This window comes from Shuttleworthella sp. MSX8B (assembly GCF_000524295.1).
Classification (GTDB): Bacteria; Bacillota; Clostridia; order Lachnospirales; family Lachnospiraceae; genus Shuttleworthia; species Shuttleworthia satelles.
Map to the genome: position 1 here is coordinate 1 of NZ_JAQT01000005.1, position 24,162 is coordinate 24,162.

Genomic DNA, 24,162 nt, shown 5'->3' on the forward strand with positions numbered 1-24,162 from the left:
GAGATCCTGGGTATGGAATCTCAGTTTACAATTGAGGCAAATAATATAGAGATGAAATGTAGCTTGAGAATCCCGTTTGTAAGCGGAGATTCCCGGATGGCAAATGAGAGGTGATGTTTTGTAACCGAGATTCCCGGTTTGTAAATGAAAAATCCCATTTGATAAGCGAGATTCCCGGATTTTAATATTCCACAGACATGCTAGAATGACTCCAGACCAGATTTCTGCATGGCAAACAGAGATCGAATCACGCTCGAAACTTTTTGTATACGGAGATTCCATCCCTAATCTTAATTGTTTTGTTTCTGATCTTTCTCTGGCGATCGTGTGTGAATTATGGTTACTTCTTGAGAAGTTTGGGCTTCAGGATAATGTTCTCAATTGCAACCTTTGAACATCCCTGTTTCTTAAGTACTTCTTCTCCATAAGGGAAGCTGAATGAGTAGTAAGGCGTATGGTCATTCAACTTCTTTCTTTTGTACGATTTGATGTGGTCCATCATCCGGGTCACATCTTCCTGCGTCAGGTTGTCAAAGCTGGTGCCCTTGGGGAAAGCCCTCCGAATCAGTTCATGATTTACTTCACATGAGCCCTTCTGATATGGGCTGCTTGGATCACAGTAATAGACCCTGGTCCGCAAAAAAGACTACGACTCTCCAACGTCTTCCCGGTATTCGATGGCCTTTGGATTTGAGAATTCGCTTCCATTGTCGGTGTTATGCCGAATTCGGCATAACACTGATCGCAGATGTCATTACCGATGGCCGGAATGGATCAAAATAGTTGATGACGGGGACTTACAAGATCTATGTCGAGAAAAGGCTGTTCACCAGACAACGTTGCCTGTGAAGGCTTCTTCGGACATCTAAAAAACGAGATGTTCTATAACCGCGGTTGGGAAGGCTGTCTAAAAAATGTCCGCACCCCCGTTCCTTCAATTCGGCTGTTGCTTGCTTATAGTGTCGAACATATGGCTTAGATAAATACTCCGGATACTTTTCAATCCAGTGATAAAGCATTGGATTTGAAGGATATCCCAGGGTTTGTATGACCGTATTTGCCGAGCCCGTTGTGCTATATAATGTCAGTGCGACGATAATCTGCTCCTTGGTGTACCGCATCTGGTCTCACAAGGGTATCATGGTGTCCAGGTTTTTGTCCGCACCCCCAAGCACATTCAAAAAATTGTGTTTTCATTCGCCTATAGGATCGTAATCTGCCGGAACCGGTGCAACGATACTCACAAAAACTATATCCTCTGTTCCTGTGTTCTTTGCGCCGTGACATGCACCTTTAGGGGAAACGATAACCTGTCCTTTTTTTAATGGAATCTCTTTATCCGGTTCGGGATAGAATATACCTTCTCCCTGTAAAATGATCCAGATATCATCAGAATTGTGGTGACGGTGCTTCTGCAGGGTCTGTCCCGGTTTAATCACCCACACCGACCCTCCTGTAGATTCTGTTTGGTAAAACAGTGTTTTCTTTGCAGTCTCCTTGTCTTCCTGTTTTACCAAGTCCATTTCATAGATTCTTTTTTCTTCCATTGCTATATACCTCCTTGTATTGATTTTTGGTTATTCTTACTCAAAGAGCTTCCGATACTCCCCATACCCTTGTTCTTCCAGTTCATCATAGGGAATGAACCGAAGTGCTGCGGAATTGATGCAATAACGCAGCCCGCCGGACTCGCGGGGACCATCATTGAACACGTGACCCAGATGGGAATCCGCGCCGCTGCTGCGTATTTCTGTCCGGACCATTCCATGGGAAGTGTCCACGGTCTCTGTGACAGCATCTTCCGCGATCGGCCTGGTGAACGCCGGCCAGCCACACCCGGAATTATACTTGTCCATGGACGTGAAGAGCGGTTCGCCGCTTACAATATCGATGTAGAGGCCCTTTTCAAAGAAGTCGTCATATTCACCGGTGAAGGCGTATTCCGTGGCAGCGTGCTGCGTTACCTCGTAGGCCAGGTCGCCGATCCTCGCCCGCAGCTCCTCTTCGGATTCTTTCGCGCTGTTTTGCTGAAGATCAAAGTAGCTGCTCGGGATATGACAGTAGCCGCCGGGATTCTTGTCCAGATACTTCTGGTGACACTCCTCTGCGGAGAAGAAGTTTTCCAGCGGGAGCAGTTCAACTGCCAGCCTGGCTCCGGCTTTCTCTTCCTCCGCCCGATAAACCGTCTCGATCTCCGGAAGCTGGCCTTCTTCCGTATAATAGATCCCCGTCCGGTACTGGATGCCCCGGTCATTGCCCTGTTTGTTGACGGAGAGCGGATCGATCACCATAAAGTAGTAATTCAGCAGATCAGTCAGGGAAATGACCGAAGGATCATAATCGATCCGCACTGTCTCGGCATGCCCGCTGCTGTTACAGACGTCCTGATAGCTCGGAGCCTCGTCCGGCCCGTTTGCATAACCTACTTCTGTTCGGATTACGCCGTCAAACTGATCGAAGAACTTCTGCGTTCCCCAGAAGCATCCGCCTGCAAGATAGATTGTTTTCATATTCTCCGGTATTTCCATAGTAGTTTCTCATGTCACAATCTCTCCGGACCAGGTGTTGATCCCGCCGAATTCGTAGATGTTGGTATATCCCATGTCTGCAAGCTTTTGCGCTGCTTGCTTGGACCTGTTCCCGCTCCGGCAGTAAATCAGGATGATCTGATCCAGATCCGGGAGTTCTTTCGGCCGCTCCGCTTCAATGCTCTCATTCGGAATTAGAATTGCGCCAGGAATATGGCCTGCATCGTATTCATCTTGCCTGCGGACATCTACAATCACATGCCCGTCATCCCGGGTCATCATCTGCTTTGCCATCTCTTGATTGATCTGATGATAGCTCGCAACCTCTTGCACTGAATCGGCAGTATATACCGAACAACCAGTCAGAAGAAAAATGGTCAACAAAATCAAAAACAACGGTCCTGGATCACCTATGCGCCATTCTTCCACTATTGCTCTCGTCTTTTTCATTCTATGTTACCTCGTTAAATCCCGAGTTATCGGAATCAATCCTTTCACGCTTCCCGCACGCACTCGGTATAAAGCATGCTGATGCGGGCGGACATCAGTTTTGCATTGACAACGCGCCAGCCGTTCTCCGACAAAAACGCCTGATACTCCTCGGCATTCCACTGATGCTCGAATTTAACCCCGGCAATCACAAGGATCTTTGACCACAGCCTGCTGCCGAGACTGGCTCCATGACCGACAAAGGTCGGCGCAATGAGGATGCCCTTCGGCCGCAGCACACGGTCGATCTCTTTCAGTGCTTTTTCCGGCTCCGGCATGACATGAAGCGCGTTCGCGATCAGCACCACATCAAAGGAGTTATCCTCATAGGGAAGCGCCTTCGCATCCGCCACTTCAAATGTCAGGTTGTCCGGGCAGGACTTCTTTTTCGCCTCGCGGATCATACCGTCCGAATAATCCGTTGCGATCATCTTTTTTGCTGCCGGGGCCACATGTCTTGCGAGAAGACCTGGTCCGGTCGCAATCTCGAGCACCTCTTTATCTTTAATGACCTTCGGAATGCGGGAATACATGAGTTTATATGTCTTCTCATCCGAGCGCATCGCCAGTTCATAGATAGGTGCGTACAGATCCCAGATTTTCTTCTTCATATCACTTTTCCTCTCCAGCCAGTTTCATGGCACAAATCAGATACATGAGCGCCCACCCGTCTGTAATAGCAGGGTGGGTGCATTTTGTATTCATCGTAATTCATGAATCATTGCTGCAAACATTTCCGGCTTCAGCAGAACCAGTCCCCCATGCCCCAGCTTCGGAAGCACTTTAAATTCTGTCTGATCGAAAACGCGTTTCATATAAGCAATGTCCGCTTTCCGTTCTTTTTCTTCTCCGTCCGCATACCAGTAATGAATTTTTGTATTCAATGGTGGAATTGGTGAGGGGATCTTATAATTGTTGCAGGAGTCAAACGTACGCCACAGAGTTTTACTGCTACTGCTCTTCAGAACATCCGCCACATACTGAAGATCCTCCTCAGAATATTCATCAGTTGCAAATGCTTTTCTGAGAAGCTTCATACCTCCGGCCCTTCCGATCATCATCATAAGATAATCCTTCAAAGCAATAAAACGCGTCACGATCCATGGCAGCTCATAGGGTGTAATCCCGCCGTCCATAATACAATGCCGGATCGGAATCTGCTGCCTCAGCATGGCCATGAGCGCCACGGAGCCACCCATAGAGCATCCGTATACAGCATAAACTTCCGTAAGCCCTTCTTCTTTGAGCCAGAGATTCAATTCCCATGCGATCTGCTCCACACTCGTGAAATCGCTTTTCTCTTCTTCGTCGTAGCCCGGAAGTGCCGGAACAATCAGATGATAGTCCCTTTCCAACAACGGAATCACCCGTTCAAAATAGTCCCACCGCACGACGGACGGATGGATCAGGACTATGATTTCTTTATTTTCTTTTCCAAATTCATGTATGGTCATTTTCAGCGTCTCTTGTAAAACATTTTACATGTGCAGCCAGTCCATGATCTCCCGTCTGAGATCTGTTATTGTCTGCCTGCATTCCCCGGGATATTTCCTTCCGACCCGAAAGTACTTATTGTAACCGGTATCAAAAGGCAACAGTATATGCGAAGCATACCGGTACACCAGCTTTTTATGCGGATGCTTAAACGGATGCTTTTCCAGTCTGTCTATGATCTCATCGCATGCCTGTGCCGATGGCCAAAGTGAATCCTCTAATGCTCCGCAGACCAGAACCGGGCCATTGATCTTTTCGATGGGGATCATGCTCTCATCCCCGGCATTCCGGTAAGCCTCCTCATAGGCAAAGCGAAAGGTCAATTCCCTTGCTCGTATGCTTTTCAATACCGCTCTCCATCCGGGTACTTTCGCATAGGCGTAAGGCAACTCGTCTCCTTTGAACGTCCACGAGGATGCTTTCACCCATGATATTCCCGGGCCGATCCCCATATTCACCCGTGATGAAGGTGACAGGGCGGTAACACCATTGATCTCTTCGGAATAAGAGGCCGCTGCCAGAGCAAGCTCCGCACCCTTGGAAATTCCCACCGCAATCACATTCTCATGCCCGCTTTTGTGAAGGAATGCCGCCCCCGCCCAGAACAAGCAGCGCTTTGCTGTCGAAATTATTTTTGTCCAGACAATAGAGATGGCCGTAAAAACCGTCCTTATCTACCGTAAAGCTTTGCGTCCATTGATCCTTATGCTTCACTATCATTTCACCTCATGGTCCCGCCGCTTATTCACAGTCGGATGCATGTTATTGCTTTTCAGGTAACAGGGGCAGTCCTTATCGTGGTCATTGATGATCCCGCAGGCCTACAGATGGGAGTAAATCGTGACCGGCCCGACATGCTTGACGCTTTCAGTTTTACCAGTTTCACACTGCTCTTCACCTTCTGATTCATTTCGACATACTGGGACTTATAGTTCTTTTAATTCTAAAAATTGCCCTACAATCACATAGTTTTGAAGATCCTCTTTGCTTAACCCTCTCGTGATAAACAAATCATCATAAATCGGAATAGACTTACTTACATCTTCACTTTCAATATAAAAAAACCCTGTTTTTAAATCAATACCAACATAAATGTCACCATTAAGTGTATAGGCAACAATATCATTTATATTACCTGCATTTTCATAAAAATGTTCCTTTGAGTTTAAATGTACAACTTTCTTAAATTTTTCATTGTCATAATTTTGTGTAGGATATTTATCTTGAAAATATGTGTTTAAATCGCTCCCACTTATTCTATTTGGTTTAAGGAACTTAGATTTCTTTTCATATAATTCTTTCCAAAATCTTAACTTCTTTTCATCCACTTTGGATGTAACCATGGCATAAAACACCTCCACAAATTACGATTTATCCATCTGCACTCCCTGCCTGTGAAATGCACCCCCTAAAATGGATTTGCACCCCCTTGATTTTCAGGCAGCAGGGCAATCGCTGAATTGTATCAAATCCTCGACATTGATTTCTATCGTAGTAGTGTCTTTGATACAAAGCCTATCTGTAGTTTTCAGGCAAGAGAGGCGTGAAAAAGCTTGAAATAAAAGCATGTTCGCTCTGCGAGATATGCCCGCCGCCGCGACCGAAGTCTTGCGAGATGCCAGTCTTGTTCTGTAAGCTGTCTGTGCCATCGCCATTTTTGCACCCTCCTTTCTATTATATTTCTACTATCGCTGAAAAGTGTGTAAACGCTGAAAGGTATAATAGCCTCCTGCGATTATTTCCCAATCAACACTGCAAACTCCGAGTCGAATTTCTTCATGCGGTTCTCCTGATTGAAGAAGTGAAGTCCCCATATCTTGTAATCGTTGTCATCCACAAAAATGGTGGCTGGTACAGCCTCTGTTTTTAGCTGGAGCAGGAATTTTTCTTTAAAGTCTGCCACAAAGTCCTTGCTGTCAGCGATCTTTGCCGCTTTGAAAAGCACAACCGGTTTTATGCTGAAACGGTGATCTTGAAACACTTTCAGTCGATATTGACTCAGGACAAGAGCCTGCAAAGCCCGCTCCATTATCGTCAAATCTGAGCGTAGCGTGATGATATCCTTTGAGTATCTGTCGTTCCTGTCATGAAAGGATTCATAAGAAACGCAGAGATAGATAGAAAAAAGAGCCGGAGTGCGGCATCCGGGTTTTGCAGATGGTTTGCGATGTAGTCCGTAATTTCGTTCAGGTCTTCCTCAAAGAGAGGAATAAATGACAGCTTATACTTTTACGTGTTCATTAATCCTGCTCCTTGCTCTGCCAAAAACTTCTGATGCAGAGTATCGGACAGAAGTTTGTTCCGCAGCAGCATCAGCCTCATCCAGTTTCTGTTCGATGTCATCTGTGAGTGCGGAGTACTGCTCAACACTCATAAGAACCATCGTTCCGTAACCATTCTTGGTAAGAAACACAGGCGCATTGGAATTAATAACTGTTTCTTCAATCTCCGGGAATTTATTTCTGAGATCCGAGACGGGTCGAATGTTAATCATAGGGCACCTCCTATCTATCGCTTGTTTCTCTCATGCAGTTCCCTGCGCAAGGTCTCCACATCCTCCGCCATCTCCAGGATATCGTCACCTAACATTTCATATAAGTCATAGGAAATCGGATCATCTGTAAAATCCGCAAGAGCATTGTCCATTTTGTCATATTCCTCTGCGCTGGCAGTGATTCGAATATAGCGGGATGGCGTATCTTCACTTTCAAACAGATCGTGGAGATTTACACCACCACTGATATTGCACTCCAACAGGATGGCGGCAAGATCGGTTATGACGTCTATTGCAAAATGAAAATCCATCTCCATACCAAGGGAGTGCATGAAACATAGAGGCTCTGCGGTCCGGTGAAAATCCCAGTTTTGCTTGTTCAAACCAATCTTATGAAAGATTTCACCAAGGGAAATCTCTTCTTTCTTTTGGTCTTCCAAAAATGCCACAAGATTCAAGCTGTCATCGGAACCGCCAATAAAGTTGTCCCAGTATTTATCAATATACATATGTGATCTCTCCTCCAGGGGCTTTCTTTACTGAACTTGATTTTATTGAAGTCCTGTCATTTTTCTTATGCACAGAGGGAAAATCAAGCATCTTTTATTTTGAGGTAATTATAGAACTGTTCATGCAGCTGTCGCATTTCGTCGGGCGCTTTTACAGCGTGCTGGTACATAAAAATCAGCAATCTCATTTGCTGTCCCCCGATCAGCTCAAATTTTTATTCCTAAAATAGGGTATCAGACTTCACTATAGACATAAACGCAATTTTTTCGCGTTCTCTGCCTGTAAATTCTCTACTATTGGCTTGGATAAAAGTAAAACCTTATAAGAATAGTAGTAGAAACTATAGAACAGATCGTCCGGAAAGAGATTATCGTCCCCGTATCTTTCTGCATCCGCTTCCTCATCATATTCCTCCGACCACAGATACTCCTCCTTGAGCATATCAGAAAAATGCGGGAGTGGATCGTCGTGATGATATTCAAAGGAGTCACAAATAGACTCTGCAATATACAGAAAGAGTTCCAGCAGCTCATCAAAGAGTATTGCTGCAATATCATTTGTCTCCCTTTGTTCATATGCCTTTCGAAAAATCCGAAGAAGAAATACCATTGCAAAAGGTGTTGCATGTAATAAAGTGCTCTGGTGTTCTATATTTATGGCTATCTCCTCCCCGTCGCACATCACATCATCCAAATTATCCATTTGGGATAGGGTGTTGAGGTACTTGGGAAAATCCGTCGCCCTGCCATATATCGTAGGCAGTCTGTTCCAGGGAATATCGCTGATCTCTATGCTTTCTATATATTTTCTTGTCTCTTCATCAACCGTTCTCAATTCGTAATCTCCTTGTATTTCAGGAATTGTTCATTTGCCTCCAATAGTTTTTCATAATACTCATCATAACTCTTACTAAATTTTCTTATCAGCGGGATTGCAATTTCATAATAATTATTGTCCTGCATATATTTTTGCAGTTTCTCCTGTATATGCCCCCATATACTATTCTGATACTGTTCACTATGCTTATAAGTTTCATATTGCATAATAAATGTTTCGTTCTCTTTCATCCATTCTTCAACGTTTCCAATAAGCTTAACCTTATCTTCGCTGATTTTTTCTAGAGCGTACATGTCAAAAGGCGAACTTGCTTCATCAACAAATTTTTGCTCTTCTTCACTCAGTTCAAAAGTGGCAAGATTATCTAAATATGAAACATATTTTTTAAATGCTCCTTCTCCGTCCTCAGACAGGGGTTCATCAAAAAACGGTTTATATGCAGCAAAGAACAAATGTCCAAAAAAACCAGGAAATGCTCTTTCCAGTCTCTCATAAATAGATTCTTCCTCTTCCATCAATGCAATTTTTTCTTTGACATATTCCTGTCCTTCTCCCCTTATTATGAGTTCAAGTAACTCTTTTCTTTTCTCATCATTTTCTAATTGATGTTGCTTTTTCCTTAATACAGAAGCTAGTGAATTATCCGCAGATGATAAGTATTTCTCTATATCCGATACACTGACACCCAGTTTTCTTAAAATTGATACCTTCATTAGAATATCCAAATCTTTTTCACTGTAATCTCGGTATCCATTTTCTGATTTTATAGGCTTAAGAAGCCCCTTATCCTCATAATATTCAATTGCCTTTCTTGTCAAAGCTGTTTTCATTTGAATTTCATTTCTTAACATAGCCTGCTACCTCCTTCACTTTAGAAGATAACATGGTCCCCAGCGGACAGGTCAACTTCGTGATGCTCCTATCTTCCCAAAGTGCATCTTTCTATGTTCTTTTTAGCGATTTACTATCAAATGACTTTTCTTTTGGAAATCCCCTATAGACTCTTTTTATAATTCTCATTCTCATCTTGTCTTCCAGCACCTTTTTAACGATAGCTACTGGGCAAATCTTTTATTTCAATATACGGTTGCTTTGAAGAATGCCCTTTGATTATTTCTTCATGAAGTTCCTGAAAGATGCTGTCTTCATCAATCACCGTCTTCTATTCATAGGTACCATATCACAATCCCGCAGTTGTCTGGAATAAGGAATCCACACATTGGCCAGCCAGGAGTGATGATTGAACTTCGCGGGATTCCAAGAACCGTATCCGGCTGATATAAATAAATATACCGTTTGGGCAGAAAAACACCCCCTTCAAAAAAGGAGAAAGTTCCATCAGAAAAACTCTCTCCCCTTTATCTTCTCGTTAGTAACAGTCCCAACTATATAAGCACTCGGTGAAGTCCAGATTATGCAATTGCTCTTTTGTCGCAAAGAAATTTCCTACGCCGCAGTCGCCCCACAAGATGTAATAGTCGTCAGTTCCGAACTCGGAATCCAGCTGGAACAGCAACTCGGTGTAATCTTGAAAATCCTCATAACATCTAGGATCTTCCTGTGTGAAATGGCCGTAGCCACCTATCTGCGTGTGATTCGAAATATCAAGTTCTTCTATAATATAATCAACATCTTCATCGTTGACATCGTATGTCTCATAACCTACTTCCGTCTGCTGGTCAGCAATATACTCATTCAACTTCTCAACGAAAAGTTCTTCAAATCTGAAGTCGTTCGGCATAACCCACTGGCTAGTTTTTTCAAATGACATGGCAAATGGCGCACCATCATTAATCGGAGTGATAAGCTCGTCCTCTTTCTTATCCTCCTGCGGTTTATACATCTCGGTCAGTTCCTCTTCGGTAAAATGTTCTCCTATCGCCGGGTAGTAAATAACCCTTTTCTTCCTATCTGAGGTGGGTTTTCTGTAGTCGTTACCCAGATTATAATCTCCACCAAAGATCCAAAACTGCACGATGCCCTTAGATGGGTAGATGCTGTTTTCAGGCAGCTCCTCGCAGTTTATCTGCGCCAAATACATCAGCTGCTCACCCCTATCGGTAGTAGGGATGGCCTCGGTCTTCGGCAAGTAGAACCAACCTGCAACATTGCTGCTTGTCAGAGGAGTCTTCGTTTTAGAAATCAGTTTAATCTTTATGGTTTCTCTGTTCTCGATCTTCTTAAATTCTTCGATGAATGTTTTTACTGTCACAGAATATCCTTTCTTATCATCACTGCGATTTAGTACACTTCGCAAACCACTTCTGGATTATCTTGAAATTCATCGTTAAAGCTAACTAGCAGATACAGTTCACCTGCTGGAGATTCTCCCGCATAGTAACCTAGTGCAAATGCATCGTAGCACCCGCTCTTATCGAACATTACGTCAGTCAGCGAGATACATTCGATATTCTCTTTTGGAAATTTTTCCTTTATAAGGCTAAGCGCCTTATCGTCTAGCTCAGTGATTTTGGCGGCCAGTCTTTTCATAAATACGTCCGGGACGGATTTTACATCTTTTTCGCTGTATCCAGAGAAGCTAAAATACAACTCCTTATCGTACTTGCGGCTTAAAAAGTATATTCCTGCCGGTGAGCTTTCCCATGATTTGCCCTGCCAGAGGGCGAGGAGTTGTTGCTTGTTCATGATGGATTCCTTTAGGATTATTTCACTATGCTATCGCATTCCAGATTTCCGAGCCTTCATTATTGAACCATTTTTTCTGTCGGCAGCGCTTACCACACTTTGGGCATTTTGTATAGCCTGCCTTTATATTGCCATAATGCCTATTTCCTCATATTTTTTCTTTAGCAGTTCCGTATCCTCCGTAATCGGTCAAAGGTTTTTATCCTTGATTGGTGGAATTATAAAAAAAGTATCCCCCATCTTTATTCTCGCGTAAAGTATTCCATCTTTATAAGAATATCCTTCAAACGGAGGATAGCCATCTAAGGTCTTGAGTACTTCATCCGGCAAACAGCTAAAATCATAATCTCTTAAAGCAGCTGACCCTATTAACCGCTCGGTCATTTTTGTCCTTATTTCATTTTCATACTTTGCACAAAACTCGTCCTGATCCAATCCATAAAGGTCAAAATCTCCTTTATCGATTTTATAATACCTGTCATATCCGGCAATCCAGGCAATAAAAACACTCAGCAAATATTCTTTAAGCTCCGGACAATAGCCTATTTTGAAAAAATGTTCTCCATTGACTTTTGGGTTTTCTATGGTTATTTTTCCTATATACATTCTTGGATCAATCCCGGTATTACAAATTTTAGTTTTGTTATCTGAATTTGATTTTCTCATCGTTTGTTTCAAAAATCTACAAGATACATGAAACAAATATTTTCTCGCTTTGATATTGTAAGGAAATACAGTACATATTTGTGGTGTGCATGACGGGAGGATTTCTAAATGTATAATTTATTTCTCGACACGATACACCATATCTCCGCTATTCCAAATATACATAATTGCCGTTACTGGTGGTTTCCCTTCTTCCCAAAGCCAGCCTGTATATGTTGTCGTGTTACCAAAATAGCCTTCAGTAATTATTTCAAACTCTGAGCCTGCATACTCGTCCATAAATTGCTGTAATTCAATAGCTTTTCCGTTAAAGCGGCCTCCACCCAAAGTTTTATTAAATATCAGTACATTGCATAGGTCCACATCACAATTTTTAAAGCATACTTCACCCGGAAATGCTTTTTCTTCACCATCCACAAGTTGGAATATTTTATGTACTTTTAATGTCAAAGTTTTGTTGTGATATTTTATCTTATTCACCCTGCTGTCATGAAGGCTGAAAAGTATGTTGCTGTTTCTATCATGTATATAATCCATATTATTCCTCATAAGATCAAATCGACAAAATAGGATTTATAACAAATCAGAGTTGCTACTCCTCTCTATTCCCCCCAAATGTATTTATGTGGAGCACACCACCCGCATATACAATCTAAGAGATCTGCAATCCACTCTTTAGACAAGCCATCCTCTAAACTGTTGTGATACTTTAAAAGTAACTTGAATGCCTGCCCTTGTTCCATGCCTGAATCCTTTATTTTAATCAAAATATCATATCCCTGCTCGTGACGGGCATAATAATTCTCCTCTGTAATATTAGTAGAAAGTTGCTTTATTTGATTAAATAATTCATCAGATAAGCTCATTATTTTTCACCTTAAAGATCTAGTTGTCTAACTGCTTTCTTACTCATTCTTTTTCCCGCTTTTCAGCGGTATTTTAGGACAAACCCCAACAGGCATCAGGCTTACCTGCGGGCTAGAAAATGTATCTAATCGGAATCACTTGTGTTTTAAAACTGCTCTCCTTTTTCAATAAAGGAAATGATATTCTTGTGAAAAATCCCATTTCTTTTTTGCAGCAGGCGGTCCAACGTCATCACATACTTCGGAAAAGAATCCCTGATCTGTTCTAAAGGCCTGTATTCCCGTTCTTCTGTAAGATTTATGCCATTCTCATCAACGTTTCCGTTATCAATATATCTGGCCACCTGAACGTAGGAATAATCCATATTTATATCTCTTAAAATGAAATCCACTTCAAGTTTTCCTATCCTCCCGACACTAATGGCGTAGCCGCGGGACTTCGCATAATTGTATATGATGTTCTCCAATACCGGACCATATTCGATCCTGTTATCCGTATTATTGGCAAAATAGAAACTCAAGTCTGATAAGTAGTACTTTTCCTCGCCGCGCAAACTCTTCCTGCTCTTCATGTCAAATCGCGAACACTTGCTGACAATCTTTGCATTTTCCAGGATAGAGAGGTAATTATATACCGTTTCCTTTCGAACAGTCATTTTCGTCGTACTTTCAAGATATTCACATAGACTTTTTATTGACATCGTTGCGCCAAAATTGTTGATAATGTACGTTTGAATCGTCGTAAACAGAAGCCTGTTTTTTATTCTTTTGTTCTTGCGAATGTCCTTTTCATAAATCTCATCAATAACGCTTTTGGTATAAAGTCTTTTATCGGCGAAGGAATCGAGTCTTACAGCAAACGGAAATCCGCCTTCCAGAATATATTTGTCAAATTCATCCTCCGGATTGGCTGCAATTTCCTTCCCATAAAATTTTTTCATCTCCAGATATTCATCAAATGTCAGCGTTGACATCTCGTACTCTATGTAGCGCCCGGTCAGTTTTGTGGCGAGTTCTCCTGATAAAAGATAGCTGTTGCTGCCTGTAATAAAGATAGAGTAGTCGCCTTCCTCACGATACGCATTTATAGATTCCTCAAAGTCCCTGACATTTTGGATTTCATCCAGGAACAGATATTTAAGTCCGTTTACATTCTGGCATTTCTCATCTATGACCGCTTCCAGAGCCTCCACTGTCCTGATCCGCTTATATGGTCTTCTATCCAAATGGATCTCCACTATGTTTTCATCAGGAATCCCCTTCTCTCTTAATTCAGTGACGATCATTTCAAGTAGAGAAGATTTTCCGCAGCGGCGTACGCCGGTTATCACCTTAATGATTTCTCCCTCATCATAAAAGCTACGTATTTTTTCCAAATACCTGTCCCTGAAATATAGCCTTGACATTTCGCACCTCCCTCGTGTGATGTAATATATTATATGCGTCTAAACCGAACTTGTAAGCAAATATTTTCATTTAGTTCGGTTTAGGCGCCAATATAATCATGCTTTTCCATCACTTTCAAGAGAATACCTGCATGTGTTGTTTTGTTTAAATCATCCACGAAATACAAAATTTATCATTCCAAATATTGTTTTTACAACACTTATGCTCAATGTCACTAATTCTGACGTTTATATGTCTCCTTTTGATTAATTACTTTCTTAATATATTCCATATCTTGACGTGTTGCAGATATACCACTAATTACATACCCCTTATATCAGATATTGTATCCCGAAAAGCTTTCTACCTGCTCTACTAGATCTAAAATAAGCTCCGAAAAGCTCTCTGAAATTTCCTCAAGGTCAGCATAGTCATTGTTAAATCCACGCACTTTGCCGCTTTCCAGGTCTATAAATACGATGCTTCCATCGTCTAAGCCTCCGATAGGAAATGCCGGGCCGTGTTCACATTCGCTCATATACTCCTCGTATGCCTCTTCAAAGATTGTGTAATTTCCCTCCAGCTCCCTCAAGTCAAAAATCCATGGTTCTGCCAAATAGCAACCGCCTAGGTTAAGTAATAGCCAGCGGTACTCTGATGGTATGGAGGCATAATTTGCTTCAAACTTTTTTATATTCTCCTCTGGCTCTGGTCGGATAGCTTCTGTGAACACGCTTGCTTCGTAAGCCGCCTTAATTCTGTCACGGTGTTTCCCAAAATCAACATTGCACATTTTGATCTCCTAGTAACTCACAAGTCCCTCAGATCTTGGCTCACTTGCGAAATTGTACAGCTCGCTCATTATTCACCGTGAATCCAACTGAAACTGGTCGCGAAGCTGCCGTTTAACTTGTGCACAGCCGATGTCAAATGAATTTGCGAAAGATTATTGACACAACCATAAATTCGGCGAAAAACCAATCACACCTTAAGAGGAGTAGCGCCATGTCTATTGTACCATCTGTGTCCGACAATGAGCAGGAAATTTCAAATTCCATCACCAGACCAAAAATGAAAAAATGCTACTCTCCTTATACCGTAATTAATCAATACTGATTCACGAATCCATTGCCTGGTATTCTTCCCTTCACAGGTCCCTGCCAAGTTTGATCTTTTGGCCGATCTCTGCGGCCAGATCCGTCAAAAGCTGCATTTTATCTGCCGCCGCAGGGAAGAGCAAGTAGGAGTCGCTGTCGATATCGAGTCCGGCAACCACAAAGCCGGCCTCTTCCCAGTGCTCGTCCAGAGCTTTGCACCAGGTTGGGATATCTGCCTCAGGCTCCAGCCAGTCCTCCTCCAAAGGCAGGGAGAAATGCTCCGCCAGTTCCTGCATTTGCCCAAGGAACTCCTCTTTGTCTTCCTTCCAGTCCAGCTCAAGCATTTCGCCGGCCTCTAAAAACTCGTCAACCAGGCCGAAGAAGAGGATTTCATCAAGGGGTGCATCCCTGTCGATTTCACGCTCCTTGAAACGATCGGCCTTCTCGACCACATATTCATAGGGATTATGACAGGCCCATTTGAGCTCCTTCTGCAGGGATATCTTCGCTGTCATGGCATTGGTCAGTCTTTGGTAGGCTTCCGGATTTACCGGATTGCGCCAGCACATGACCGGATTCCAGGCAGCCAGATCCGGCGCCTGATTCTCATCCAGCAAACGCATGAAGATCTCCAGGGCCTCCTCAGCGCTGACACCGTCCTTGCCGTAGATAATGGTGTCGTCTGGATTCTTCTGATCCTGGGTGCTGATCTCCAGATGAAGGGCAGAGGAATCCTCCTCCCGGATCGCCTGGATAAAAGTCCCGACACGGCCGCGGACACTGACAGGAAAAGACTCTTTTGCTGTTAGAATCAAAAACTCCTCCACACCTTTACAGACATCCTCAAGCCCCTTTTCCAGCGCCTTCTTGCGAAATCCGACTCTGGCCCCCTCACCCATGTCCATGGACCAGTCGCTGTACTTCTTTTCAATAAATCCAAACAGAGCCATCTCTGTACCTCCTAAACTATTTTGGCCTCTTATGATAAAAACAAGAGAGCATGCCTCTCGACTTGCTCTCTCCCATCTTATCTAAACTGGCTCTCGATCAGCTGCTGCACCTGACCCAGGGGAATGTTATTAATAATTCCGTAAACGGACATTCCCAGCAGCAATAATGCCAGGAGAATCCCCAAGAAATACAAAATGAGGTTATGAACCTTCGCTCTTTTAATGAATAGCATGACAAAGCTATAGATCAAGAAGGCGATTACAATAACCGCTATAATATAATTTGGCAACATGCTCATGACACTTCACCCTTAGCGGCAGAACCTGCCCCAGAAAGCCACCCATCCGCTGTGCTCATTTCTCTGATCAACATAGGTAAAGGTCTCCTCGTCATACCAGTCAAGATTCACGATATCGCCAATCGTCTCCGGAACAAAGAAGTTGAAAAATTCCTTCTTAATAGCGCTTCCATACTGTAAATAGTAAGAACCTACCATCTTTATGAAGTTGGTCTTCTTCACATCATTCGGTCTGTAGATATTCACCTCACCCGCCTGGTTCAAATCAGGGCTTACCTCAAGGAATACCAGGCTTAAGTCACTCTCTCTGTAACCGACAATAAAACTTCTGTACTTATAGGAAACCGTACGAAGGACTGCAAAGTTGGCGCCGCGAACATCCTCGGAGTATGCATATACCAGTTTATAGTCTGCACCGGACTCCACATTCTTATCGAAGATTTCGCGCATCCTGGCCTTGTTTCCATCACTTCTGGCCTGATCCAAAGCTACTTCCTTCTTTCCCAGAAACATATCAAACAATCCCATTTTACTCCTCCTGTTCATTTGCGATGTTTTTCTTTATATATTGTAATATAAGCTCTTCCTTTTTACATATTAAAAACCATCATTTTCCCTGTCCAATTTCCCCAACAGGCTCTTTGCCTTCTTTACCGCCGTTGACTTGGCAGTGCTGCTGGCGATTTCGGAAAGCCCCTTCCAGATACCATCATCCGCCGGAATGTATCCCCGCTTTACCGCCTCCCTCAAATAACCTGCATCGTATATCGCAATATCAAGAACCCGGTTGACCCAGACCGGCGGTTTCTTCTCTTTTAGCGTTCTTGCCCCGGCATGAGAAATACACTCGCTTAGCATGACCCAAAAGACACTTAGGAGCTCATTTTCCTTCTCGATGATCCGTATCAGCTTAGCCGGGCTGATCGCCTCATGAGCCAGGAGCTCTCTTGTGATATCCCGAAGGAGCTCACAGGACAGATCTCCTTCATTTACCAGTCGGCGGACAAGACTCTTTGCCCCGTAAATGCTCTCTCCGTCCTGGGCCAAGCTTGCCAGGGCAATCGTCAAAAAGATCTTCGAGTAGGGAGTTGCTCCTCCGTCAAGAGGACCATTTTTCCCCTTTCGCCAATTTCGGAACCTGCTTACGACAAGTTTTTTCCTGTCGGGATCGTAATGAAGCCATACTTCCCTTCCCTCTCCGGCGGCAGCTTCTTCGCCTTTCTTAAGTTCTATGCCTGAGAGCTGTCCCTCCTCAGAAATGCCGTAGAACCATCCGTAGAGGGTTACCTGATACCGGCAGTCAGAGATATCCGGCAGCTGCAGGTAAAACTGAAAGGCCTTCTCCTTTTTTCTTACCTCCATACTCTTGACGCAAAATGTCACATGATCTTCGATTGGCTCTTTGCCCTCATGCGGAATGCGCCAGACTTGCTCGAAGTCCACCGGAGGCAGGAAGTCGTCCGGCGCCTCCCCGGGTCCGGCAGCTGCCCGGATTCCCGTGGCCTTATGGCTCTCCCCTGCCTTTTTGCATGCCTCTGCATCCCCGGCCGGCTCAGGGGCAAGAGTGTTGCGTCTGTCGATGACCTCCCTGGCATAGCTGACCGCCTTCGAGGAACCCGTCCTGGCGGCCAGTTTCTCAACAGCCCTCATCTCTAAGAGTTCCTGGGGCGCCAGATCTTTTTGTACAGCCAGAACCATCTCTTCCAAATCATCTCTCAAAAACTTTACGAGCTCGGCTGTCCCTGCCAGCATGCGCGGCGCGGCAAGGGATGCCGCGACCAGGTCACATGCCGCTTGCCAGAGCAGGCTTAACAGCCCCTCATTTGCCAGATTCTCCATGGCCAAAGCCAGACTTGCCAAATTGCAGGGCTCACCCCCGGTCCAGTCCAGATAGGAAGCATCTGCCAACTGCGGCAGAAGAAGACCTCTCTCCCAGGCTTCATGCGTTGCCCGAATCACATCGGCGGCATTTTTCTCCGTCAGATTGCCCCAGACGGCAATCCAATTCATGAGCGCTCCCTTGGGAATCGGCTTTTTTCGCCTTGCGATCTGCCTTAAAATAAGGCCCTGACCGTGGTACACTTCACACTCCCTGCGCACAGCGGTCAGGGAGAAATCTCCCCCATTGGGAAAGATGGAAAAGAGGTCACTGCAGCTGTAGGAAAAACGATTGGGTAGTAGGCCAAGGCTTTGGGGCATGGCAAAGTCTATTATCCTCCAGTAGGGCGTCTTTCCCGGCACAAATGCAGGCTCTACATAGGGATCCTCTAAGTAGGCAGCAATGATTTCTCCCGCCATAAGCGCATTTCCCCCGGCATCCTGCAGGATTTCCCCGGAGGGAAGCTGAATTTGCAGATGCAGAGACTCCAGCCTCTCTATACTTTCTCTCGTCTTCTCTTCTGCCAGAAGTTCCAAATCCAGTCTTGTCAGCGCCAACTGCAAATCCGGCTCAGAGACATATGGCAAATGCTCCCCCTCATATCGTTCGAGCCTCTTTAAAAGATCTGTCAGACGGATGCTCAGATCCTCAAAGCTCGGTGTACTCAAAAGGCAGGGCCATTGATCAATCGTGGCGAACAAGACCGATCTTCTTGCATAGAGAAGTTCTCCGTATCCCATCCTGGATACTTCTCTCCCGCCATTCCAATCTCTGATCATGCGATCCGGACAGCAATCATATCCCAGCCCATTCACCCAGCAGGCCAGAGACAGAAGGCCGCCGGAACCATCGGTCGGGATCCCGCCAAGACTTATTTTGGCCGCCTGCGGGTTCTCATAGGCAATGCGATTTGCCATGGCAAGGAATCTCTCGAAATTGAGATCCTCTACACACTGCCTTCTTGCCGCAATCTCCGACAGCAGATCTGTCAGTTTCTCAGGGGAAATCTCCCCGATCGCAAACTCGGGAACTTCCCAGAGTTTTGGTGTCTTTTGCCAAAGCCCCCTCAGTCCCTGCCGATGATCCTCCACTTCGACACTTAATCCCCAGGCCTGCTCCAGCTTTGCAGCAAGTCGGGCAATGCCTGGATCCTCCTGCTGCTTATAAGGTAAAATCCACTCCGCAAATGCCTCCGCTGATGTCGGTTTCTCTCTCTTGAGTGCCGATTGCAGAATCATTTTCTTGACTTTATTCGTCTTTGCGGAAGTACAGGAAATCAATAGGGGATAGAGGAAATCATCCGAAGCGCTCTCAATAAGAATAGGGGCAAATCTTTCCAGAATCGGTGTTTCTCCAAGACCCAGCAGGGGAAGGATGCTCTCTGCCCGAGACCTAATCTCATCATCCGACAGGCCGATTTGCTCAAGAACATTGACAAAAGCCTTTCTGTCGCCCGGCCTCCGGGCAATCTGCAGGCCATAGAAAACCTGTCCCAAAGCCTGATCTCTGTCAAGTATCCCATTCTCTACGCCCCAGATCAGAACTTCCGAAAAAGGTCCTGTCGCCGGCACATTCACGGAAATTCCCACTTCGATATGCTCGCAAAACCTTCTTAAAAGCTCCTCTTTTTCCAGGACAAAATTATCGTCAAATGTATAATCCTTTTTGCGGATCCCCAAAATCACAGCTGCCCCGGCTGCCCAGTCCTTCATATAGTCCACAGACTCGGGTATGGCAAGATTCATCTGATGAAGCAGTTTCAATGACAGCATTCCCAGACGGGACATGGAATGCTCCCAGATTCTCCTGTTTGCGCTGGATGCGGCATTGATAAAGTTGATAGCATAGCTCTTTCCGCGAGCCTCAATCGCTCTTAGAGCAACTTCACTGGGTCGGCTTACAACATTTGCGGCTCGTCTGGCATCCACGCCCACGCGGATGGCAAAAATGGCGAGCTTATCCAGGTCTGCATCCACCACAGGAACAAAACCGTAGCTATTGGGGGACAGCTGCTTGATTTTCGTCCACTCTCCGGATTTGAGTCCTTCTCTCGCGATCTTTTCTTCATCCCGCTTTCCTGTCCCGAGCTTTAGAATATCGTCAAAATCCGTCTCCTCATATCCCAAAGAACGATAGATTTCCACTGCTTTTTCAAGTTTACTTGCCATAGGATATTCCCTTTTTCATTTTTACTGCCAGGATGTGCTTGCAGGGTCCTCTGCTGTTTTGATGCCGCAGGTACCAGCTGCAGGTGCACTTTGCATCTTCTGCTCTTCCGTCAACAGGATAAATGACCCTGTAATCCGCATCGCCGGATCTCACATGCCATATATTGTCTTCTATATATGTGGCGCTTTCCATCAGCTTTTTTGCAGCCAAAAGCCTGGGATTATCCCCTAATATTCTGTCCGGATCATCAGGCAATTCCCTGTGGAAAAAGGCATTCTCTCGAACGTCAAAGCCGAGCTTTCCCGAGACTGCCAGAAGCTCTATGGCATCATCCATATCCTCTTTTATGATCCCCATTGATTTGGATATGCTGTCCAGATCAAGTTTCGGCTCGAAATTCAACACATCATCAATCCGATCTGCGTATTCTAGTATTTTAGGATCGGAAAGAGAGTCAAGAAGCGCCCCCTCGCCTGAATAGCCCTCGTAACTCTTGGCGGTTACGCCCAGGGTTATATTGGCGCCCGGCATACAGACTTCAAGCATCATCTGTCCGGCTTCATCAGGCGCATAAAAATAAACGGCATTTACATAACTCATAATTCGCTTGAGCGCGCCAAGTCGGTGAAGGCCATGAATGTAGACACTGTTTTTTTCTTCCCGGAATTTTAGGGCTACACCTCTTTTTGTTGCTGTCAGCCATCCTGCCTGCTCCTTTCCTGTAACAGGCGGCAGCATGGCAATAAAGGCCTTTGCCTGCATCCCCTCCACATGAAAGCGGTACTTCATCTTCTGATGCAGCATGGCTGTGTTCCCCAGAGCGCGAATCCAGCGATCCGGCATTTTTACCGGGCGTTGAATCAGCATCTCTGTCAGTGTAGATCCGTCACCAGATGATCTGCTGTGAAATGTCCTCCAGCCGTCGCCGCCGATTCGGAACTTCAGGCGATCTTCTGCCCTTAGCTGCAGCAGGGATCTTCGCAAGTCATTGCCAATATCCACATTTGTCGTGCCATAGAGAATCTCCCCCTCTAAAGCGCTTTGAAAGAGATCCATTCTCGCATAGACGCCATTGCAGGCAGAAAAACACTCCGCCCTGAGTCTGTCTCCCTGGGCGGAGAGAATCGGATCCTTCTGACCCACCGGTGCATACTTGAAGTATCTGCTGCTTACAATGTCTGCCAGGACCAGAAGTCCCCCCGAGACCACCAGGGGATTCGCAAGCTCTCCACTGAAAAACAATGGATTCTCTTCCACCCCTCCCGGTGTGAGAGCCGGCGCTATGGATAAGGATAAATTGCCGTCAGTAAGACTTGATCCCCTCGTAAATCCCCGCATGATCCCCCCTCTGCAGCAGCTGTATTTTATATTGCCCCGGATCTTAATATCTGAGCCTGTAATCTTTCTTAAGCATCATTGTAACAGAAATCCATCTGGCATCTTATAGCTTTATTGCCATATCGTACTTTCTTTTTGGGGTACAGCATACTTCCTGCGCTTTTGAATGCCCATAATAAGGAAGACGATGCCGCAAATCATCAAGTTTTCTTGTGGATAATGTCAAGCACTGTATTTTCAACGGTTTTATAACAGAATCACATTCGTTACTCTACTCCCACTCGATATGTCCATTGATATCCTTTTGTGTAAATAGCATAAAATCAATATTTTTGTTATCAGGTCTAGCCTTATTATCCAGTTTATTTCTGTTTATCCGATTTTTTGCAAGCATATTGCAAGCACAGATAGATAAAATAATTACATCTTATCTTGAGCTACAAACAATAAGTAAGAGTAAAGTAAATTAAATATCGGTTGATCCCCTTTATAAAATTCCTCATTAACAATACGGGTCAATCCATGAGTTGAATAGTTATATTTATCTACAAAGGCACCTGTTATTAAACTCTGCTTATTTGTATCATATATGCTAGTTACCGCTCTCTTATCTCTATCATCCGTCACTTTAGAAAACAAATTATTCTTAATGCTATCTTCAGAGAATATCTTTTTAAAATTTTCTTTCAAATATTCACTCTTGTTTTCTTTAAGAAAATCCAAAATTTCACAACAGATTACTTCTAACAATGTTCTTACAGATGCTACTCTCAACAGTTTACAGCTATCATTATCATAAACTTTATTAAATTCATTTATAAAATTTACTAAGTCATTATCCAATACAGCAGTTTTATTTAACGAAATAAAGGGATGTATAAATCCTGTTTTATTAGTCTTTATATCAACTGTTTTTTTAACACAAGGAATTGTTTGATTAAAATCAAATTCTTTACTCGATATTTTATCAATAAATTTAATTTTAAAGACAATATCTGATGGACTCATTACAATAAGTTTCTCATTTTTTGAATCAAAAGAAATATTCTTTGCTGGCTGAATATCTATATGTTGTGGTTTTATTTGTTGAGTTCCTTTACAATCTGTAGCTTCTAAAATCTCGTCTAATTTGTACTCCTTGGCAATCTCTAATTCACTTAATAGAAAACGCATTTTTGCATCTGGGTAATCTATAACACTTATATTCGTTACATCCCCGTTATTATGCACAATTTTCCAGTTACCAAGTTTCATTGAATCAAATGTTTCTTCAAGTTTATCTTGATAATATATTTTTTCAATATTAGAATCATCAATTCCATTATCTTTTAATGAGTCATCTTTAATCATTTTAACTGTTCTATTCTTAGGTTTCTGCTGTTTTTCCAAATCTTCAATCTCTTTTATCTTAATTTGAGAAGAAGAAGATATAAAATTCAGCAGTTCTTGTAATAAAAGTTGATTTTTAGATTCTATTAACATAGTTCTGTCTGAATTAAAATCTAAAATACCTTTTTTCATTAAGAAAATATTAATAATGCCAACTTGTTGCCGTATTACTTTTTTTGAGCTACTAGATGCATTGATTTCAACATCATATAAGTCATTACTAAAATATACATTATTAAAATAGACTAAGGGCGTAATTTTTTTCAATTTTTGATCTTTATAATAATCAGAAACTTTCTTTAATTCGCCAGTATTAAATTTAAAATAATTTATCTCAAATTTCATTTCAAAATCATTATTAGCTAATAAATGATTATATTTCTCATCAATATCAATATCATACCACAAATCATTTATACAAATTCTATAATAAAACGTGTCATTTACTCTGTGTGTTTTGCTTTCAAAACATGCTTTTGCAATGATTTTATCCTTAACTAGTGAGTTACTAATATCTGATTGTATTTCTTCTGCGTTTTTGTATAATTTATTAATTTTAATTTTAAAGTTTTTATCAATTATAGAATTTTGTAATTTCAAAAAATCTGGTGAATTATTTAATATTTTTCTAAAAAGTTCTATAGTTTCTGAATTTAAATTTTCTATAGTTATTTTTGTACCATGCTTTTTTAAATCAATACTTGGGCTTTTAGCAATATCAACATTAGAATCATGAATATCTTTTAAACACTCAATTTCATTCATGTCTATAGAAAAATTATAATCATACTTCTGTTTTGAAGCTTGTACGGTAATCTTACTTCCAAATTTAAAGACAGAAAAAAATCCCAGTCCCTTTTCACCTGAAATTATTCTACCATTTTTAACTACCCCATATTCTTTATTACTATGACTAACAATAAGCAATTCATGAATATCATCTAAATCCATTCCTTCTCCATCATCGAGAATTTCAAGCATATTATCGTAGACATTAATTTCCACATTGCTAGCCATTGCTTCATATGAATTTTTTATCAATTCAACTATTGCATAAGTCGTACTCGGAATCTTTTCTGAAATTTCCTTAATTATTTTCCCAGATACTGATAATCTCATTATTGC

25 protein-coding genes and 2 pseudogenes are annotated in these 24,162 nt (G+C 43.1%); 1 reads left to right on the top strand and 26 read right to left on the bottom strand.

Translation table 11 applies throughout. From position 1 onward, the window contains the following. Positions 1–340: 340 nt before the first annotated feature. Positions 341–715: pseudogene (locus tag HMPREF1508_RS10835) on the bottom strand (transposase); the annotation flags it as partial. A 19-nt stretch (positions 716–734) separates the two neighbouring features. Between HMPREF1508_RS10835 and HMPREF1508_RS10470 the strand changes: the two are divergent. Next, positions 735–901 (top strand): annotated as a pseudogene (locus HMPREF1508_RS10470) (IS3 family transposase); the annotation flags it as partial. A gap of 292 nt (positions 902–1,193) precedes the next feature. Here the strand turns inward: HMPREF1508_RS10470 and HMPREF1508_RS00570 are convergent. The 25 genes from HMPREF1508_RS00570 to HMPREF1508_RS09535 form a co-directional block, all read right to left on the bottom strand. Next, on the bottom strand, positions 1,194–1,547 hold the full coding sequence (locus HMPREF1508_RS00570; protein ID WP_044958479.1) for a cupin domain-containing protein: 354 nt from the start codon (positions 1,545–1,547) through the stop codon (positions 1,194–1,196). Positions 1,548–1,583: 36 nt separating this feature from the next. Further along, positions 1,584–2,510, bottom strand: a complete 927-nt coding sequence (gene msrB, locus HMPREF1508_RS10475) for a peptide-methionine (R)-S-oxide reductase MsrB (RefSeq protein ID WP_044958564.1) — start codon at positions 2,508–2,510, stop codon at positions 1,584–1,586. Positions 2,511–2,537: 27 nt separating this feature from the next. Beyond that, positions 2,538–2,978: a rhodanese-like domain-containing protein gene (locus HMPREF1508_RS10480; RefSeq protein WP_044958482.1), complete on the bottom strand. Its 441-nt coding sequence runs from the start codon at positions 2,976–2,978 to the stop codon at positions 2,538–2,540. A 44-nt stretch (positions 2,979–3,022) separates the two neighbouring features. After that, positions 3,023–3,628 carry a class I SAM-dependent methyltransferase gene (locus HMPREF1508_RS00585; protein WP_006905290.1) on the bottom strand — a complete coding sequence of 202 codons (606 nt, stop codon included), beginning with the start codon at positions 3,626–3,628 and terminating at the stop codon, positions 3,023–3,025. Positions 3,629–3,718: 90 nt separating this feature from the next. Then, a complete protein-coding gene (locus HMPREF1508_RS00590) occupies positions 3,719–4,471 on the bottom strand; it encodes an alpha/beta fold hydrolase (RefSeq protein ID WP_044958486.1) in 753 nt (250 codons plus the stop codon). 24 nt (positions 4,472–4,495) lie between these two features. Then, positions 4,496–5,062 (bottom strand): acyl-CoA thioester hydrolase/BAAT C-terminal domain-containing protein, encoded by a 567-nt coding sequence (locus HMPREF1508_RS00595; protein WP_198015528.1) that lies wholly within the window; start codon positions 5,060–5,062, stop codon positions 4,496–4,498. A gap of 13 nt (positions 5,063–5,075) precedes the next feature. Beyond that, on the bottom strand, positions 5,076–5,231 hold the full coding sequence (locus HMPREF1508_RS10295; protein WP_198015529.1) for a hypothetical protein: 156 nt from the start codon (positions 5,229–5,231) through the stop codon (positions 5,076–5,078). Positions 5,232–5,437: 206 nt separating this feature from the next. Then, positions 5,438–5,854 carry a hypothetical protein gene (locus HMPREF1508_RS00600; RefSeq protein ID WP_044958491.1) on the bottom strand — a complete coding sequence of 139 codons (417 nt, stop codon included), beginning with the start codon at positions 5,852–5,854 and terminating at the stop codon, positions 5,438–5,440. A 392-nt stretch (positions 5,855–6,246) separates the two neighbouring features. Then, positions 6,247–6,540 carry a hypothetical protein gene (locus tag HMPREF1508_RS10300; RefSeq protein ID WP_006905296.1) on the bottom strand — a complete coding sequence of 98 codons (294 nt, stop codon included), beginning with the start codon at positions 6,538–6,540 and terminating at the stop codon, positions 6,247–6,249. Between the two features lie 192 nt (positions 6,541–6,732). Further along, on the bottom strand, positions 6,733–7,005 hold the full coding sequence (locus HMPREF1508_RS00615) for a type II toxin-antitoxin system Phd/YefM family antitoxin (RefSeq protein WP_006905297.1): 273 nt from the start codon (positions 7,003–7,005) through the stop codon (positions 6,733–6,735). Positions 7,006–7,019: 14 nt separating this feature from the next. Further along, positions 7,020–7,514 carry an imm68 putative immunity domain-containing protein gene (locus HMPREF1508_RS00620; protein WP_044958495.1) on the bottom strand — a complete coding sequence of 165 codons (495 nt, stop codon included), beginning with the start codon at positions 7,512–7,514 and terminating at the stop codon, positions 7,020–7,022. 244 nt (positions 7,515–7,758) lie between these two features. Continuing rightward, entirely contained in the window at positions 7,759–8,349 is a 591-nt protein-coding gene (locus tag HMPREF1508_RS00625; protein WP_044958498.1) for a hypothetical protein, read from the bottom strand. Continuing rightward, positions 8,346–9,203, bottom strand: coding sequence for a MerR family transcriptional regulator (locus HMPREF1508_RS00630; RefSeq protein ID WP_044958500.1), 858 nt, complete (start codon positions 9,201–9,203; stop codon positions 8,346–8,348). The genes HMPREF1508_RS00625 and HMPREF1508_RS00630 overlap by 4 nt, the downstream gene beginning before the upstream one ends. A gap of 518 nt (positions 9,204–9,721) precedes the next feature. Beyond that, entirely contained in the window at positions 9,722–10,564 is an 843-nt protein-coding gene (locus HMPREF1508_RS00635) for a YwqG family protein (RefSeq protein ID WP_049906779.1), read from the bottom strand. A gap of 29 nt (positions 10,565–10,593) precedes the next feature. Continuing rightward, on the bottom strand, positions 10,594–10,998 hold the full coding sequence (locus HMPREF1508_RS00640) for a hypothetical protein (protein WP_044958502.1): 405 nt from the start codon (positions 10,996–10,998) through the stop codon (positions 10,594–10,596). 189 nt (positions 10,999–11,187) lie between these two features. Beyond that, positions 11,188–11,676, bottom strand: a complete 489-nt coding sequence (locus HMPREF1508_RS00645) for a hypothetical protein (protein ID WP_242834467.1) — start codon at positions 11,674–11,676, stop codon at positions 11,188–11,190. 105 nt (positions 11,677–11,781) lie between these two features. Next, complete coding sequence (locus HMPREF1508_RS00650; protein WP_044958504.1) at positions 11,782–12,201, bottom strand: hypothetical protein; 420 nt, start codon at positions 12,199–12,201, stop codon at positions 11,782–11,784. Positions 12,202–12,266: 65 nt separating this feature from the next. After that, positions 12,267–12,530, bottom strand: a complete 264-nt coding sequence (locus HMPREF1508_RS00655; RefSeq protein WP_044958506.1) for a hypothetical protein — start codon at positions 12,528–12,530, stop codon at positions 12,267–12,269. 146 nt (positions 12,531–12,676) lie between these two features. Beyond that, a complete protein-coding gene (locus HMPREF1508_RS00660) occupies positions 12,677–13,936 on the bottom strand; it encodes an ATP-binding protein (protein WP_044958509.1) in 1,260 nt (419 codons plus the stop codon). Between the two features lie 317 nt (positions 13,937–14,253). Next, complete coding sequence (locus tag HMPREF1508_RS00665) at positions 14,254–14,709, bottom strand: SMI1/KNR4 family protein (RefSeq protein ID WP_044958511.1); 456 nt, start codon at positions 14,707–14,709, stop codon at positions 14,254–14,256. Between the two features lie 354 nt (positions 14,710–15,063). Then, positions 15,064–15,963: a DUF6630 family protein gene (locus HMPREF1508_RS00670; RefSeq protein ID WP_044958513.1), complete on the bottom strand. Its 900-nt coding sequence runs from the start codon at positions 15,961–15,963 to the stop codon at positions 15,064–15,066. A gap of 311 nt (positions 15,964–16,274) precedes the next feature. Continuing rightward, complete coding sequence (locus tag HMPREF1508_RS00680) at positions 16,275–16,790, bottom strand: hypothetical protein (RefSeq protein ID WP_044958519.1); 516 nt, start codon at positions 16,788–16,790, stop codon at positions 16,275–16,277. A gap of 69 nt (positions 16,791–16,859) precedes the next feature. Further along, on the bottom strand, positions 16,860–20,309 hold the full coding sequence (locus HMPREF1508_RS00685; protein ID WP_044958521.1) for a hypothetical protein: 3,450 nt from the start codon (positions 20,307–20,309) through the stop codon (positions 16,860–16,862). Next, a complete protein-coding gene (locus HMPREF1508_RS00690) occupies positions 20,299–21,648 on the bottom strand; it encodes an SWIM zinc finger family protein (protein ID WP_044958523.1) in 1,350 nt (449 codons plus the stop codon). The genes HMPREF1508_RS00685 and HMPREF1508_RS00690 overlap by 11 nt, the downstream gene beginning before the upstream one ends. Before the next feature lie 420 nt (positions 21,649–22,068). Beyond that, the gene (locus tag HMPREF1508_RS09535) at positions 22,069–24,156 is read right to left on the bottom strand and encodes an ATP-binding protein (protein ID WP_049906782.1); all 2,088 of its coding nucleotides are present in this window, start codon (positions 24,154–24,156) and stop codon (positions 22,069–22,071) included. Between the last annotated feature and the right edge of the window lie 6 nt (positions 24,157–24,162).